The 14,582-nt window shown below is 37.3% G+C and carries 14 protein-coding genes; 3 read left to right on the top strand and 11 right to left on the bottom strand.

Annotated features, from left to right (window positions below):
* Positions 1–15: 15 nt before the first annotated feature.
* The 5 genes from LEUM_RS02340 to LEUM_RS02320 all read right to left on the bottom strand — a co-directional run bounded on the left by LEUM_RS02340 (position 16) and on the right by LEUM_RS02320 (position 4,637).
* Positions 16–1,191 (bottom strand): ABC transporter substrate-binding protein, encoded by a 1,176-nt coding sequence (locus LEUM_RS02340; protein ID WP_011679320.1) that lies wholly within the window; start codon positions 1,189–1,191, stop codon positions 16–18.
* A gap of 350 nt (positions 1,192–1,541) precedes the next feature.
* Entirely contained in the window at positions 1,542–2,048 is a 507-nt protein-coding gene (locus LEUM_RS02335; protein WP_010291656.1) for a hypothetical protein, read from the bottom strand.
* On the bottom strand, positions 2,045–2,335 hold the full coding sequence (locus LEUM_RS02330; RefSeq protein WP_010291654.1) for a hypothetical protein: 291 nt from the start codon (positions 2,333–2,335) through the stop codon (positions 2,045–2,047). The genes LEUM_RS02335 and LEUM_RS02330 overlap by 4 nt, the downstream gene beginning before the upstream one ends.
* Positions 2,332–3,489 (bottom strand): vWA domain-containing protein, encoded by a 1,158-nt coding sequence (locus LEUM_RS02325; RefSeq protein ID WP_011679318.1) that lies wholly within the window; start codon positions 3,487–3,489, stop codon positions 2,332–2,334. The genes LEUM_RS02330 and LEUM_RS02325 overlap by 4 nt, the downstream gene beginning before the upstream one ends.
* On the bottom strand, positions 3,486–4,637 hold the full coding sequence (locus LEUM_RS02320; RefSeq protein ID WP_011679317.1) for an AAA family ATPase: 1,152 nt from the start codon (positions 4,635–4,637) through the stop codon (positions 3,486–3,488). Before LEUM_RS02320 ends, LEUM_RS02325 begins: the two co-directional genes overlap by 4 nt.
* 124 nt (positions 4,638–4,761) lie before the next feature.
* Here LEUM_RS02320 and LEUM_RS02315 point away from each other — a divergent pair, with 124 nt between their 5' ends.
* The 3 genes from LEUM_RS02315 to greA all read left to right on the top strand — a co-directional run bounded on the left by LEUM_RS02315 (position 4,762) and on the right by greA (position 8,615).
* Positions 4,762–5,379 (top strand): SDR family oxidoreductase, encoded by a 618-nt coding sequence (locus tag LEUM_RS02315; RefSeq protein WP_011679316.1) that lies wholly within the window; start codon positions 4,762–4,764, stop codon positions 5,377–5,379.
* Between the two features lie 88 nt (positions 5,380–5,467).
* Positions 5,468–8,077, top strand: a complete 2,610-nt coding sequence (locus LEUM_RS02310) for a YfhO family protein (RefSeq protein ID WP_011679315.1) — start codon at positions 5,468–5,470, stop codon at positions 8,075–8,077.
* Between the two features lie 55 nt (positions 8,078–8,132).
* A complete protein-coding gene (gene greA, locus LEUM_RS02305; protein WP_011679314.1) occupies positions 8,133–8,615 on the top strand; it encodes a transcription elongation factor GreA in 483 nt (160 codons plus the stop codon).
* 81 nt (positions 8,616–8,696) lie between these two features.
* Here the strand turns inward: greA and LEUM_RS02300 are convergent, their stop codons facing one another.
* From LEUM_RS02300 to LEUM_RS02275, 6 genes are all read right to left on the bottom strand, one after another.
* Positions 8,697–9,662: a GRP family sugar transporter gene (locus tag LEUM_RS02300; RefSeq protein ID WP_010294328.1), complete on the bottom strand. Its 966-nt coding sequence runs from the start codon at positions 9,660–9,662 to the stop codon at positions 8,697–8,699.
* A 383-nt stretch (positions 9,663–10,045) separates the two neighbouring features.
* Complete coding sequence (locus LEUM_RS02295) at positions 10,046–11,347, bottom strand: glycoside hydrolase family 73 protein (protein ID WP_011679313.1); 1,302 nt, start codon at positions 11,345–11,347, stop codon at positions 10,046–10,048.
* Positions 11,348–11,421: 74 nt separating this feature from the next.
* A complete protein-coding gene (locus LEUM_RS02290; protein WP_011679312.1) occupies positions 11,422–12,681 on the bottom strand; it encodes an acetate/propionate family kinase in 1,260 nt (419 codons plus the stop codon).
* Between the two features lie 62 nt (positions 12,682–12,743).
* Positions 12,744–13,733, bottom strand: a complete 990-nt coding sequence (locus LEUM_RS02285) for a class I SAM-dependent methyltransferase (RefSeq protein ID WP_011679311.1) — start codon at positions 13,731–13,733, stop codon at positions 12,744–12,746.
* A 37-nt stretch (positions 13,734–13,770) separates the two neighbouring features.
* Positions 13,771–14,058: a hypothetical protein gene (locus tag LEUM_RS02280; protein WP_011679310.1), complete on the bottom strand. Its 288-nt coding sequence runs from the start codon at positions 14,056–14,058 to the stop codon at positions 13,771–13,773.
* The gene (locus LEUM_RS02275; protein ID WP_010290465.1) at positions 14,051–14,464 is read right to left on the bottom strand and encodes a prepilin-type N-terminal cleavage/methylation domain-containing protein; all 414 of its coding nucleotides are present in this window, start codon (positions 14,462–14,464) and stop codon (positions 14,051–14,053) included. Before LEUM_RS02275 ends, LEUM_RS02280 begins: the two co-directional genes overlap by 8 nt.
* Positions 14,465–14,582: the final 118 nt, after the last annotated feature.

The raw sequence follows: 14,582 nt of genomic DNA, 5'->3' as shown, positions 1-14,582 counted from the left end.
TCTTAGAAAACGTGTTCACTTAACAACTACGGCAGATGACTCTTTACCATCAGTCATACCGACCATAACCATTGATTTGACAGGATTGTGGTCTTTGTCAATTGACATCTTACCAGTTACACCATCAAAATTTTTCAAGTTAGCCAATCCCTTAGTAATTGCCGATTTGCTAGTTGAATTTTCATTTTCAATAGCTGCTTTTATCATGCGAACTGAATCATAAGCTAAAGCTGTAAATTGTGATGGATACTTGCCGTAAGCCTTTTTATAAGCTTTGGCGAATGGTGCTGAAACCTTAGTAGCTGGTGCATCAACTGAGAAATGTGCCGCGTAATAAACATTGCTTGTATTTTTATTTCCTGCAATTTCAGCCGTTTTAGGATCACCAATGCCATCTGGTCCAATAACCGGCACATCAATCCCCATATCACGCATTTGCTTCAAAATTGCGCCACCCTCAGTGTAATAGCCATTGATTGCAATTGCGTCAAACTTTTTATCCTTAATTTTTGTCAAAACTGCTTGAAAGTCTTTCGTCCCTTCTTGATAAGATTCAACATCTACGACGTTACCCTTAAAGGCTTTTTTAAATGCAGATGTGATACCAGTACCGTAATCGGAAGAATTGTCCTGGAAAATCACAATATTTTTAGCTTTTAAAGTCTCTGTGGCAAATTGTGCCATCTTTGTACCCATAAAAGAATTTTTGTATTGTGCGCGGAATACGTAAGGTTGAACATTCCCATTCTTTTGCAAAGTAATGTTGTCTGCACCAGCAGTTGGTGAAATCATCGGCGTCTTACCCTGAGTTGCCACTGGCACTGCTGCTTGAACACCAGAGGTAATCACGGGACCAACGATAGCACTGACTTTTTCTTTGTTAATCAAACTACTTGTTACCGAAGCAGTTTCAGTATTGTCCGTCTTAGCATCTTTGTTAATGATTTTAAACTTATAGCTTTTTCCGTTAACTTTAACACCACCATTAGCATTAATTTGCTTTGTAGCAAAGTTAGCACCATCTTGCTCAGCTTTTCCATATGAGGAAGCGTCACCAGATGTATCAAAAACACCCCCAATTTTGATCACATTTGATGTTGATGCTTTGCTAGACTTATTGACTACCCCAAATGCAACAATACCACCAATAGCAACAATAAACGCAGCGCCGATAATTACAATTTTTTTCATTCTTTCTTCTCCAATTTATTCTCTCAGTTCCTTCTTTTCACAAACAAAAAACCCATGAATACCAAAATTCATGGGTTACTAATCGTTAATAATGACAGCAGTTATACTCATCACTTCAACACCCATGAACACTGATTCCAGTTAGTCATGAGTGCGAAAAACCTCATCATGACTACAGCATGAGGAGGAGAAGGAGGGCTTGAGATGAGTTTTGTTTTTGATTCATATTTTGCATGATGTGTTGCCTCCTAATTTCTTAATATCTAATATCATACAGGCCAGTAAAAACATTGTCAAGAACATATCGGGATTTACACGATAAAAATGTGAAAATTAGCCTTCGTAATTACTTATCCCCACCACCCCTTGTCAAAGTCACGCATTTTGGTAGTCAAGGATAATTGCGATTGATCAGTCACGTGCTGATAAGTTGTAGTATACGCATTTTTCATCAAAGCGTGCATTTGTTGATAGATTTCACTAGCTAGAAAACGTGCCAATTCATCGTGAGTAGACCAGAATGACCAAATCATATACTCTGACTTACCATTATCATTTTGAGCCATAATGGCATTCCCAGTTAATAACTTTGCAATCAATTCATCATTGTTATCTTTAGCCTGAAAAGCAATTTGATGGATAACATTCCCCTTAAATTGTCCGATAACTGCTCGACTCTCAAATCCAATAGGACGGGCAAATTTTGCAACGACATTCTGTGCATCAATGATGAGTAAATTTGTCCCCGCCAGTTGAGAAATTTTTCCTAAATAAAATACATTTTGCGGTTGAGCACTTTGTAGTGTTAACAGTTCCGAAACTGGCTGCTCTGGTGCTAATACTAAGTTTATTTTCATAAAAATGGCTCCTTTAATAGTTTAACAACGTCTGGTGATAGTCGACTGTTGTTGTGGCTTATAAATTTCTGTACACCCTTAAACGTCGACAAATCAACATCTGTTTTAACAACATTTGCTTCGCTTAATGTTTTCGCAAAAGAAACATCGGCTCGTGTAATCATCGGCATGTCCCACGGCTCACTTAATAGCAATGATTCCCACTGCCCAATCAGTAATGCTTCTGCCCGCTTGTAGCGTATGTCTTTATCAATAAAGCTCTTAAGATCTCGAGGTTTTAATTTCATAGCGTAATAACCTTTCCAAATGGTGATGGTATGCTTAATGTTTGCCCCTCTGGTAGTAACCAATACACATGTTTAAATTTGGTTTGAATCAACTCTTTTTCGCCATCGCCATCCGTAAAAATAACTACCAGTGTTTGCAAAGGGAAAAATTTTAAAGCGGGCAATGCATCAAATATGCTTTGGAAAGTTGTCCCACCACCGGCATGGCGCTGCCAAGTTTTTATATTTTTAATTTGATGCACCTTCGTATCAAACGAAAAGAAATGCACGTTAATATCAAATTGTTTTGTTATCTGCATTGCATTGGCTAAAAACTCACTTGCCTGTGAATTAGATATTGATGCAGAATTATCAATGAAAACAGCAATTTCCGTATCATAACGACTAATTTCTCCTGGTAGATCAAGTCGATAAGCCTGTCGGCGATTAAACCTAGCTCGTGAATCTTTCTTTTTATTTGGTGCTTGACTGATACCAGATCGCAAAATACTTTTCCAGTTACGTTTTGGTACAACAACCTCACTAATTTGTTGCAAAACCGCACCCGATACATTACCACGCCCAGCGTATTTCGTATCGTCATTAGCTTTTTTTATCACATTTTTAAGTGCAGACTCAGCTTCTTCTATTGAATTACTCGCGCTCTGCCATTCCGTATGTTTCGGCAAAGCCCTCTTTTTTGCCCGTGAATTTTTTTGATCAACTTCTGACAATAAAGAAATATAGGTCGATGAATCTTGATTGTGTGGTAAATTAATGTGATAGAGTTCATTAATAGTTTGAAACGATATTGCACCAGGTAGTTCACCCAAATCTCTTGGTAAGTATTGGTTGACCGCTAAGTCAGTACCTATATCAACCATTTGATTATGTTCTCGTTCTTTCGCATAACGAGTCGGATGCTGCCAAATAACATGCAAAGCCTCATGAGCTAACGCAGCAGCAACCTGGTTGTGTGATGTAAAACGAGCCGTTAATAAATTAGGGTTAACCAGTAAGTACCAGTGGTGTCCTTGCCATTTTAACGCTAATGGATTAGCAGCCTGTGGGTTCACCTCTCGGACTAAGTTCATCACAATATTGCCGTAGAGGGGCGATACATCAAGCAATGTTTTAATACCATCAATAATTAGATTGTCATTCTCTGATTTCATCGTGTAGCAATATCCATAATCTGTTGATATAACACGTTGGCATAATGATTATCAGAAGCATATAAATCATCCAAAATTGGCGCGCTCGTCATTTGTTTTACCAGTGCATACTGTCCATCGGGAGCAATCAAATTGAGTAACTCACTGAAACGGCCAGCATTATTGTCTAGTCTCATATCTGCCGTTAATAATAAGGTTTTCATCACGTTCAGCTTTTGAATTTCTGAAAAGCTCTCAAATTTTTCACGTATTGTCTGTGGTAATTTTGGACCACTTGGTAATGAATCAAAGACGTCTTCAGCTGTTAGACTAGTTGTTTTTTCTTGGACAAAAGTCACAAATTGTGTGGCACAATTGTCCCCAAGATCTCCTGCCACGATATCAAATAACAGTTCATCCTGCTGCTCATTGGTTAGTTTTTGCAACTGGAATAAATTATCAGATACGCGCTGCCACGCACGCGGGGTAGGGTTCAAGTCAATATCTCGATTTTTTGGGTACAATAATTCGGCATTTTCGGCAATAAATTGGCGGACCAAGTCGTGTATGTGTGGCCGCTTTTTTCCAGATGCGGCCCACTGCAACCAATCACGAACTGAAACAGTCATGACAAGTCGAGTGGTTCGATCTTTAATCGCTGCATCAGATGTTTGAACCGCATATTCGGCATTCTCAAACCCTTGCATTGAATCATCAGGATTTTCTGCGAGAATGAGTTTAACATTATCAGGCAATACCAGATCATTAATCTGTCGCTGTAAAACAAGATTCATTAGTTCACCTTGTACTGCTTGTGATCCTCGGTTGAATTCATCTAAAAACCAGATAATTGTTCGGTCCGGTTCGACTTCAGCTTGTTCTATAATCTGTATCAAAGTGTGTGTATAACCAAATTTGATATCAGCCAATCGACCATAATTTTTAGTTTGCAAGAATGATGTCTCATTCAAAGGTGGAATTGGAATTGCTAAATCTCCTTTTTCAGATAATGAAACTACTGTTGTAAAAAGTTTTGCACCCAATTTTTTAGCTATTTCAGCAACAAGGGCAGATTTTCCAATTCCAGCTTCTCCCACAATCGTCGGTACGTCACCGCCACGCAAAATCAAAGGTACAGCTACTAGTAATTTTTGATAAGTTAAACTCATATAAACCTCATGTTTTATGTATAGTTAACCGTGTCTAAAAGCTAATAATTATCACCACGTTTATTTCTATACCCTTTCTAAGTATATTCTACCGCAACACAAACAATCGTGCTAAAATGAAGACATGACAAAAAACATTTTAATCCTCGGTGCCAACGGTCAAATTGCTAAAATTGTGGTTGACATACTGGCAAATACCGATACAAAAATTACATTAACTTCTCTTCATGCTCGCCCTGAAAAGTCAATCAAATCACTTGATGCTACCAAGGAAGAAAACTTGGTTCGTGCGCTAAAAGACATTGATATTGTTTATGCAAATATTGGTGCAGAAGGTCGACAAAAAAACGCCGCTAATGCCTTAGTTAACGCAATGCACACTGCCGGCGTTAAGCGCTTAATTTGGGTCGCAACAATCGGTATTTACAATGAGATAGCTACCGAAACTGCTGACATTTGGCGTAATATTTTGGGCACCCCAGACAATGAAAACACCTACATGGGCGATCAAGCTGCTGCAGCTAAGCGCATCGAAGAGTCCCAATTGGACTATACAATCATCCGACCCAATGAATTAACAGATGATAATAAAATGCAACAAGTGAATGTCCAAACTGATCCTCACGAAAAAATTATTGGTGGCCCAATCACTAGAACAAGCGTCGCAGAATTTATTGCACAGCTATTATTAAATCCCGAACAACATATTGCAGAATCTGTTGCGATTTCTTCAACTAAATAACAACAACTTGGCCAGAATTTTCTAATACGGAAGAAGATTCTGGTTTTAATTTTTCTCAATTTAAATAAAATTTGGTATGCTAATACTTATGAAAAGTAAAATTAAAAAATACACAATTTCACCGCTTGCACTCAGTTTCTGGATTCCTTTTCTTGTTCTAATCGGATATTTTGCTTATCGAAAAATGGCACCCTTTGGTTCCAACTCTATCCTGACTGTTGATCTTGGTCAACAATACATTGATCAATTTGCAGCATTCAAATACACTATTTTACAACACCCGTCCAGTTTCTTCTATTCATTTTCAAACGCACTAGGTGGAGATATGTTAGGTGAATGGGCCTACTATTTGATGAGCCCATTTAACTTCATTTTTCTTTTTGTATCAAACGCTAATTTACCTGCTGCGATTCTATTGGTTATCTGTTTAAAGATTAGTGCAGCTGGTCTCTCAATGGGTTACCTTTTAAAAAAATTGCATTTACAACATGGCTACTATATTACCCTCTTTGCCATCAACTTTGCTCTATCTGGTTGGTTTGTCGCTAATAATCTCAACCTACTATGGCTTGATACAGCTGTCATGCTGCCACTTGTAATTTATCAGCTTGAACAAGTATTCTACCGTCAAACATGGTGGCGTTATAGCGTCTTACTTGCTATTACTATCATCACGAACTATTATATTGGCTTCATGGTAGCCATCTTTATTGTTCTTTATTTTTTGTGGCGCCTCACATGGCCTAATGTTAAACATCGTCTAACTATTTTATGGCACTTTGCTCTTGGTTCTATTATTGGTGGCGCATTATCCGCGTGGCTTATTTTGCCCACCTACTTCCAATTGACGCTTGGTAAATCACAATATAATTCCGAATTTTCTTTCAAATTTGATAACAATCCTTTGCATCTATTTCTCAAGTTAATTCCGGGCAGCTTTGATTTTGACCAGATGCAGAGTGGTCAAGCCAATTTTTATGTTAGCGCGTTTATTTTAATCACATTGGTTACCTTTATTACCACTCGTGTCATACATTGGCGTGTCAAAGTTGGTGCGTTTGCTATTTTGAGTTTTCTCATCTTGGCAACAACATGGGCGCCCTTAACCTTACTTTTTCATGGTTTTCAATATCCGGTTTGGTATCCTTACCGGTTTAGTTTCCTAATTAGTTTTTTTGTTATATACTTAGCTGCAATGAGTTGGCAGCCGACTTGGCGACCTCAAAAAATAACACTTGTTTTGCTATTTGTCTCTTTAGTAGGCGTCGCGGTATATGCGTTTATAAATAATCAAAAGACAAGCTACACAGACAGTAATAGCATTGCCATTTTTATTGGATTAGCTTTATTAACGCTAGCCCAATTTACTTTTAAAAGTCACGATCGTATTTGGTTGCCGATACTTAGTCTAATCACCATCGTTTCCCTTGGCGCCAATGTAGCATTAACACTGAATCATTTTTCATATCTTACAAACACCGAATATCAGAATGCCATTCACGCCCTTACCGACGCAAATCAAAAAATTAAAAAAGATCGTTCATGGTACCGCGTGGCACAAACATTCCAGCGCACACGTGGCGACTCAATGATGCTTAACTATTATGGTGGTGCTCATTTTAGTTCTGCTTTACCAAAGGCAACACCAACTTTCTTTGGTAATTTTGGTCAACCAGATGGTGATAATTACGTTGTTTATAGTAATGGTAGCGTATTATCCGATGCCTTTTTGGGGATGAAGTATTTTATCACGGCAAATGGCAAAGATAATGGAGACGCTGGCCAGCCTAGCCAACATCTAATTGGTTTTCGTCCTGATACCAAAAAATACAACCTTAAGGCCACTACCAAAACCACAAATGTTTATCAAAATAAAAATGCTTTGCCACTCGCATTTGCAGCTAGCTCTGGTGCATTGAATACGAAAATGCTTTTCAATAATCCACTCCAAAATCAAGGTAATCTTTGGCAAGGTATAACAGGCACAACAACCTCAACTGTTCATGTAGATAACTTCCAGAAGTCCATCGGACATAATATTACTGCACCAAGTATGATTACTGGTTCAATTATCACTCGACAAAATGCTGCAAAACCTGCAAGTCTTGACTTACAATTTACGCCCACAAATAATGATAGTTATTATCTGACGATCGGCAGCGGATTAGACATTAAAAATTTTGATTTATTAATTAACGGCAAGGTAATTACACAATTCAATACTTACCGACACACTGTTGTTGTTAATTTGGCCACAAATGCCAAAGATAAACTGCAAACTATCACGTTTAGGCTTAAAGATACCCAAACACTAGCACTGACAAATGTGACTCTGTATCACATCGATAATGAGCGAATAGCCAATGATTCGACTAATTTGAAACAGAATGGTCTAAAGATAAGCAAACGCTCGCAGCGACGCATTGAAGGCACTATCAAAACAACGACAAAAAAGCCACTCGTTATGACAACTATTCCGTCAATTCCAGGCTGGCAAGTTAAGGTTGATGGTAAAACAGTCAAAACGACCAAAGTAGCTAATTATTTTATAGCAGTAAAAACAAAACCTGGCCTTCATAAAATATCCTTTGTATATACACCACCTCTTTTCTATTACGGTGTAATAATTAGCTTACTCGCCTTATTGCTATTATTAATAATTAATCGAAAATCTATTGCAAAAAAAATCCACACATGATATGCTTTTTCCGTTATATTTTGCGGAAAAAAGCGCAAATTGAAAGGAAACACTTATGTCTGAAGAAAAAACATATCCAATGACTGCTGAAGGCCGTGACAAGCTTCAACTTGAGTTGGAAGATCTTATTGCTAATCAACGACCAGAAATTACAAAACGTATTCAGATTGCAAGATCATACGGTGACTTATCAGAAAACTCGGAATATCAATCAGCTAAAGATGAACAAGCCTTTGTTGAAGGACGCATTCAAACATTAAAAAATATGATTGATAATGCTGAAATCATTGATTCTAATGCAACAGCTAAGGACGAAGTTTCATTAGGTAAGACGGTGACATTCAAAGAATTACCAAATGAAGAACCTGAAACATATGCTATCGTTGGTTCTGTAGAAGCTGATCCTTTGGCAGGAAAAATTTCTAACGAGTCTCCAATGGCTAATGCCTTAATTGGTAAAAAGGTCGGAGAAACCGTTGCTGTTCCATTGCCAAATGGTATTAGCATTGACGTTGAAATTATTAACGTAACTAAATAAGTTCAGTATTCAAAAAGCACCTGCCTAGGTGCTTTTTTATTGCATTAAAAAACGTCTGAACAATGGTTCAGACGTTTCATATTATGCGAAAGTATAAATATTGCCGATGATAATTGCGCCAATAACAACTAATATTGTACCGATCACAATTAACTTCATCTGATAACTTGACTTCTTCTCTCCTAATATATAGATACCACCAAAAGTACCAACAATAATACCTAATTGTGAGAATGTTGTCGCGATAGTTTGACCAACATCAGGATTGGCAGCTGAGATGAACATGAAAATATTACCAGCAGCCCAAACTAAACCTGTTACAATGTTACGCCAAGTTGGTAACTTAAACATGATACTTGATTCTTTCAAAACGAAGGCAACAATTAGAAAGGCACCAATAACTTGACCGATAGCTTGTGGTCCAACAATGGCGGTCATATAATCGACACCATTACCACGTGCTTTAATGGCATCAGAGATGTAACCAACTTTGTTTAAGAAGTTTGGTAAAACAAAATAGAACATGAATCCGATGGTTGAAACAATCAGGTAGATAAGCCCTTTAGTCCAGTCCTTTTTTTGCTCTTGTGCTTCAATTCCTGCGCTGTTTTTTGCTTTATCACGTGCTGAAATTAAAGTTGCACCGATAACAACCGTAATGATTGAAATCACACCAATTGCCCACATTTTAGCAGTCTTCCATTCGCCTAAGACAGCAGCAGCCATTAAAGCATTTGCTACAATTTGACCGGCTGTTGACAATGGAATAGCAAGCGAAACGCCCAAATCCTTGATAGCCAAAAACTGTCCTGCTGTTCCAACTGCCCAAACCAATCCAGAAACAATACCGACAACCCAAATATGACTGCTTAATTCGATGTGGCGTGGCATGACAAAGAAAAACATTGTTGCTAGGCCAAATATCAAAGCACCAAAAGTCATACCTAAGGTCTGTTGCCCTGCTGTTCCCCCCATTTTTGTGTTGACGATTCCAACGGAACCCCAAGCTAGTGCCGGCACTAGGGCCAGTAAAATTGCTAAACTCATGCTAAATATTGCTCCTTTTTCATATGATGTTCTGCAACACATCATTTTTTAACACTGTTTATTTTACATTAGTGAAACCGTTTACACAAGTCTTTTTTTACAATTTCTGTAAACGTTTTCAAATACTTGTTAATTTATTAAAAATTTTGAATAAAAATCATGAAAAAGTTTACGTTATAAAATTACTGATAATCTTTATTACTATTGGTGTGCACTTACTTTTATTAAGTACAATACAATCATTTACACGATAATTTTTGTAAATTTACATCATTTTTTTAAAATATTAAAATTAAATAAGAAATAAAAATTGAAAACATATCCAGTTATATCGTATATTAAAACCCGATCATCTAAAATGTCTAGATGATCGGGTACATTTTTTATTTATCAAAACGTTGTAAATTCCATGTCTCTATCAAATTTATAATCAATTTTGGATAATTAACATCGGTTGCATATGAATCCTTATACAGAGCTTTAGCGGCTTCCTTGTAGTTTTTTGCATCCAATACATCTTGGAACTGATTAGGATTCCAAGTATTACCATTCACTAATGTCTCAGCATGTTCTTTCATGCTATCTTTCCAATCACTATACACAGCAAAACGTGCTTTTTGTGTCTCAGGTTTCCCATCAACATACTCAGTCGTTTCCAAAACAACTGATTTTCCTGCTGTCTCATCCTGAGTTTTAACACCAAAATAGTTATTGTATTTAGATGATAGCTTTGAGTTATCCCAGTTTGATTCATGTGCCGCTTGAGCTATGGATATTGATGCTAAGATACCATATTTCTTACTGAGTGTCTGAGCATATGGCGCAATTTTGTTGACAAAAGCCAAACGATGTTCAAATTCGCTTTTACCCGAAGTAGCCATCAATGTTATAACAGCAGGCTTATTTATACCATCTTTGTTCAAGTCTTTATAATACGACTTTAGTTGTTTATCTGAAGTTGCCAACAATTTCGTCATTAAATCAGTAACATCTGTCACTTTATTTAAATCGTATGCTGCTGGGTAAACGTAATCGGCCAAGTTACTCTTAGAAGACATATTTTTCAATAAATCCGGATACTTTGATTTCATCTTAGAAATAATAGATTTATCACCAAATGCCTTATTCACTTTATCTTGTGACAATTTAGTCTCACTGGCAACGTTTTTGGCAATAGCCGCTTGATCTTGACCTGTTGCTACCAAAACATATCCTTTGCCCAATTGTGGGCCGGCATTAGGCCCCATCGTCAACTGTTTAAAAATCAATTGAACAGTTTGAGAAGGTGATATTTTATAAGTTCCTGCTTGGAGATCTTCAGCACCGTGCTTTAATGAATATTTGTAAAAGGCCTCAGAACTTTTAATAACTTTTTGTTTTTGCAATGCTTTTGCCATCTGAGAGGGTGTAGATCCGGATGGTATTTTCACAGTTTTAAACGTTGTGTCATTCGGATCTAATGCAGCTGTATTATCTGTCAATAACACTTTTAATCCGAAAAACAGACCTATCACTATAACTAAAAGTAACAAAAGTAATATCAGACGATTAGGCTTTTTACGTTTTTTTCTAGGGCTACCACCCTTATTCCCACTATTCATTGTATCAGCAAATGGATCGAGGCCTTTCTCAATCGCCTCAGCATTTTTGATCTCATGCTGATGTCTTTCTTTTCTAGACTGCATATCTCATCTCACCTCTTACAGCGTAATAAAGCGGCTAGTGTTGTCCACTAGCCGTCCACATACTCTACATCTAACTATGCTTTCAAAGATTCAACATCTCTAGCAATCATTAGTTCTTCATTGGTTGGGATCAACAAGGCTTTTACCTTGGAGTCATTCGTAGATATTTCAACTTCTTTGCCGCGAACATTATTTTTTTCTTCATCTAATTTCACACCAAAGTAGTTTAATTTATCAATAATCATTTTACGAACTGGGACTGAGTTTTCACCAATTCCTGCTGTAAATACGATAGCATCAACGTCTCCCATTTCCGCAACATACTGTCCCACATATTTAACAACACGATTAATAAATATTCTAATCGCCATGTCAGCATGCTCATTAGTGTCTTGGACATCTAACAAGTCACGCATATCACTTGAAATTGTCGAAATACCAAGCAAACCGGACTTTTTGTTCAATATATTTAACATCTCTTCGTTAGATAGTCCTTCGCGTTCTTGAATATAATAAACAAGCGAAGCATCGACATCCCCTGAACGCGTTGCCATAGCAACACCAGCTAAGGGAGAAAATCCCATAGAAGTATCTAATGACTTACCATCCTTAATAGCCGTAATTGAGGCACCTGCACCTAAATGCAGCGTGATTAATTTCAAGCTTTTTAAATCTTTACCGAGCAACTCGGCTGCACGCGATGCAACATATCGGTGCGATGTACCATGAGCACCATACTTGCGGGCGCCATAACGCGTGTAGTATTCATATGGCAAGGCATAAAGAAAGTTTTCATCAGGCATTGTTTGATGGAAAGAAGTATCAAAAACCGCCACTGACAATGCATCAGGGAGGAGCTTTTGGAAAGCACGAATTCCCATAGCATTGGCTGGGTTATGAAGTGGTGCATAATCTGCAAGACGATCAATTTTAGCCAGCACCTCATCTGTTACCACCACGGAATGATTAAACCATTCACCACCAGCAACAACACGATGTCCGACACCAGTAATTTCATTAAAGTCCTTAATAATACCCAGATCTGTTAACTTTTGCAACATGAAGTTAATGGCCTGTTGGTGGTTTTTAATTGCAGTAACGTTTTCGTACTTCTTACCTTTGCCGTCTTTGGACAAAGTAATATGTTCGTCATCTTCTGAATGGCCAACCAAGCGCTCTGCATTGATTTCTGCACCGTATTTAATCGTTACTATTGCATCGTCCATACCAATGCGTTCGATAACACCTTGTGCAATTACTTGTTCTGCAGGCATCTCTAATAATTGAAACTTTAGTGATGAACTACCTGCGTTAACAGCCATTGTTTTAGCCATGATATTCTTTTTACCTGTCTTTCTTCCTTACCTAAATTCTAAGTGACAATGCCACGAATACATCAATTTTGTTCATTCTCTAGTTTAACCCACGCTTTGATTTCTTGCAAAAAATTTTGCAATGATTTTAGATCCTTGAGCGAAGGATATTGGCCCATGAGCACTTCATTATTTTTAGTCCTTTGTTTTTTAAGCACTAAAATAGCTTTTGTTGCACGCACCTCTTGGAAAAATTCGTTTGGTAATTGTAGAAATGCTTTTAGCTGTGCCCGTGACGTAACAAATTGTAATACTTTTTTTGCTTCATCGCCGTTCAAAACATTTGCGGGTACAAGTAGATATATCCATCCATCATCTGCAACAAAATCCAATGACTTTTCAATAAGTAGGTGATGAACGAAGGAACGCCCATTTTGATTACGAGTTATAAATTTGTCACTTGGCTGGAGTGGATAATACCCGACTGGCAAATCAGCTATAACAACTTTGGCTTTAGGGGGCTCTTCTATGCTGATGGTGTCCTCCTTGTATAGAGTTGTTTCATCGCTATTGATTATTTCATCTGTGGCGGACGCGAGCGCTAGTTGTGTTTCATCATTATCAATCCCTATGCGTTTAACTGTCACATCTAGCATCTCATTTATTGTCCATAAAAGATTACCTGAACCAACATTCATGTCGATAATAGTATCATTATCTCGTAACCTAGCTGTCTGGTTAATAAAATCAGCCAGCAAATAGCCAATTCCATCGGGGGTAATCTGGTAATTAGCAGGAGTTTGATCTTCACGATTAGCTTTCAAAACAGCCAATTGTAGTGCTTTGCGTTTTTCAGCTGGTGATAATAAAGACCAGTCCATATCAATTGTTGACTGTATTATTTGCACCACATCGTTACTTGGCTTATCAAACTCGCGATGGACAGTCTGCGAATTAATATCTTCAAGTATCTCAATTAGTGCATCGATATAACTGATGTTCGTGTCTTTAACCAAAGATTGTGAAGCGCTAGTTAAAGCATCAAAATATTGTGCTATTTTTTCTTGTGTCATAGGTTTATTTTAGCGGTTTTAGGACCAATTTTCAAGGTTATTTCACAAGCAATTCACGCTGATATATACGCTTTCCTAAGTCAATTTTTATTTGCTTATTAATAACGGTGACTTTAGCCTCATCAAAATTGAATTTGGTCTCATTATTTTTGTATACTTGCGTACTGACAATCATTTGTATCTTGTCAATTTTTGCTATTTCGATCAAACGTGTTTGTGCCCGCAACTGTTGATTAAAAGCCATATTCTGCAAAATAAATAACGCGCTTAATGCTCCCAGAACAAAAATGGTTGGTACTAAAACATAGGCATTTTTTTTATTCATTTTGTACCGTCTTCTTTAAATGCAATATACTTGAAAATTTACCTTTGTTAGTTGTAATTGTTAAATTCAAATAATTATTGCGATCATCCACCGCTAGATTTGTTACGTTCTGCATTAAAATTATCTGACCCGCACCACTGCCACTTATTTGTAATTTATTATTTTTGACTTCAAGATACATATCTTTACCCTCGTAGCTTTTAAGTCTAGCTGATGTCAATGTTGCTGAGGTTATGGTATATTTTTGAGTTTCAAGTTGATGCGTGATCGTTTGCAGGACTGTTGCCTTTGGAGCATCAGAAATTTGCTTTAAAAACGGAACAACAAATTGTAAAGAAGTCAAAACTAACGCGGCTATAAGCAATGATATCAAGGCTTCTAGCAATGTAAACCCATCATTTTTCATTACACCCTTCCCACTGATTTATTGCATCAATTCGTTCTCGTTCTGCAACTTTTAATTTCCTTTCCAAGTTACTTTTGTGAATATGAAATTGGTGAACTTGTTCATACTCAAATGACAT

Source organism: Leuconostoc mesenteroides subsp. mesenteroides ATCC 8293, from assembly GCF_000014445.1.
In the GTDB taxonomy this organism is placed as follows: Bacteria; Bacillota; Bacilli; order Lactobacillales; family Lactobacillaceae; genus Leuconostoc; species Leuconostoc mesenteroides.
The sequence above is the reverse complement of the archived record's forward strand: the minus strand, read 5'-3'. Positions and strand labels throughout refer to the sequence as shown.

Coding starts and splice junctions, on each gene's coding strand:
- LEUM_RS02330 (WP_010291654.1), bottom strand. CDS start 2,335: ATGAAATTAAAACCTCGAGATCTTAAGAGCTTTATTGATAAAGACATA.
- LEUM_RS02295 (WP_011679313.1), bottom strand. CDS start 11,347: ATGCAGTCTAGAAAAGAAAGACATCAGCATGAGATCAAAAATGCTGAG.
- LEUM_RS02325 (WP_011679318.1), bottom strand. CDS start 3,489: ATGAAATCAGAGAATGACAATCTAATTATTGATGGTATTAAAACATTG.
- LEUM_RS02275 (WP_010290465.1), bottom strand. CDS start 14,464: ATGAAAAATGATGGGTTTACATTGCTAGAAGCCTTGATATCATTGCTT.
- LEUM_RS02290 (WP_011679312.1), bottom strand. CDS start 12,681: ATGGCTAAAACAATGGCTGTTAACGCAGGTAGTTCATCACTAAAGTTT.
- LEUM_RS02320 (WP_011679317.1), bottom strand. CDS start 4,637: ATGAGTTTAACTTATCAAAAATTACTAGTAGCTGTACCTTTGATTTTG.
- LEUM_RS02280 (WP_011679310.1), bottom strand. CDS start 14,058: ATGAATAAAAAAAATGCCTATGTTTTAGTACCAACCATTTTTGTTCTG.
- greA (WP_011679314.1), top strand. CDS start 8,133: ATGTCTGAAGAAAAAACATATCCAATGACTGCTGAAGGCCGTGACAAG.
- LEUM_RS02315 (WP_011679316.1), top strand. CDS start 4,762: ATGACAAAAAACATTTTAATCCTCGGTGCCAACGGTCAAATTGCTAAA.
- LEUM_RS02335 (WP_010291656.1), bottom strand. CDS start 2,048: ATGAAAATAAACTTAGTATTAGCACCAGAGCAGCCAGTTTCGGAACTG.
- LEUM_RS02285 (WP_011679311.1), bottom strand. CDS start 13,733: ATGACACAAGAAAAAATAGCACAATATTTTGATGCTTTAACTAGCGCT.
- LEUM_RS02340 (WP_011679320.1), bottom strand. CDS start 1,191: ATGAAAAAAATTGTAATTATCGGCGCTGCGTTTATTGTTGCTATTGGT.
- LEUM_RS02310 (WP_011679315.1), top strand. CDS start 5,468: ATGAAAAGTAAAATTAAAAAATACACAATTTCACCGCTTGCACTCAGT.
- LEUM_RS02300 (WP_010294328.1), bottom strand. CDS start 9,662: ATGAGTTTAGCAATTTTACTGGCCCTAGTGCCGGCACTAGCTTGGGGT.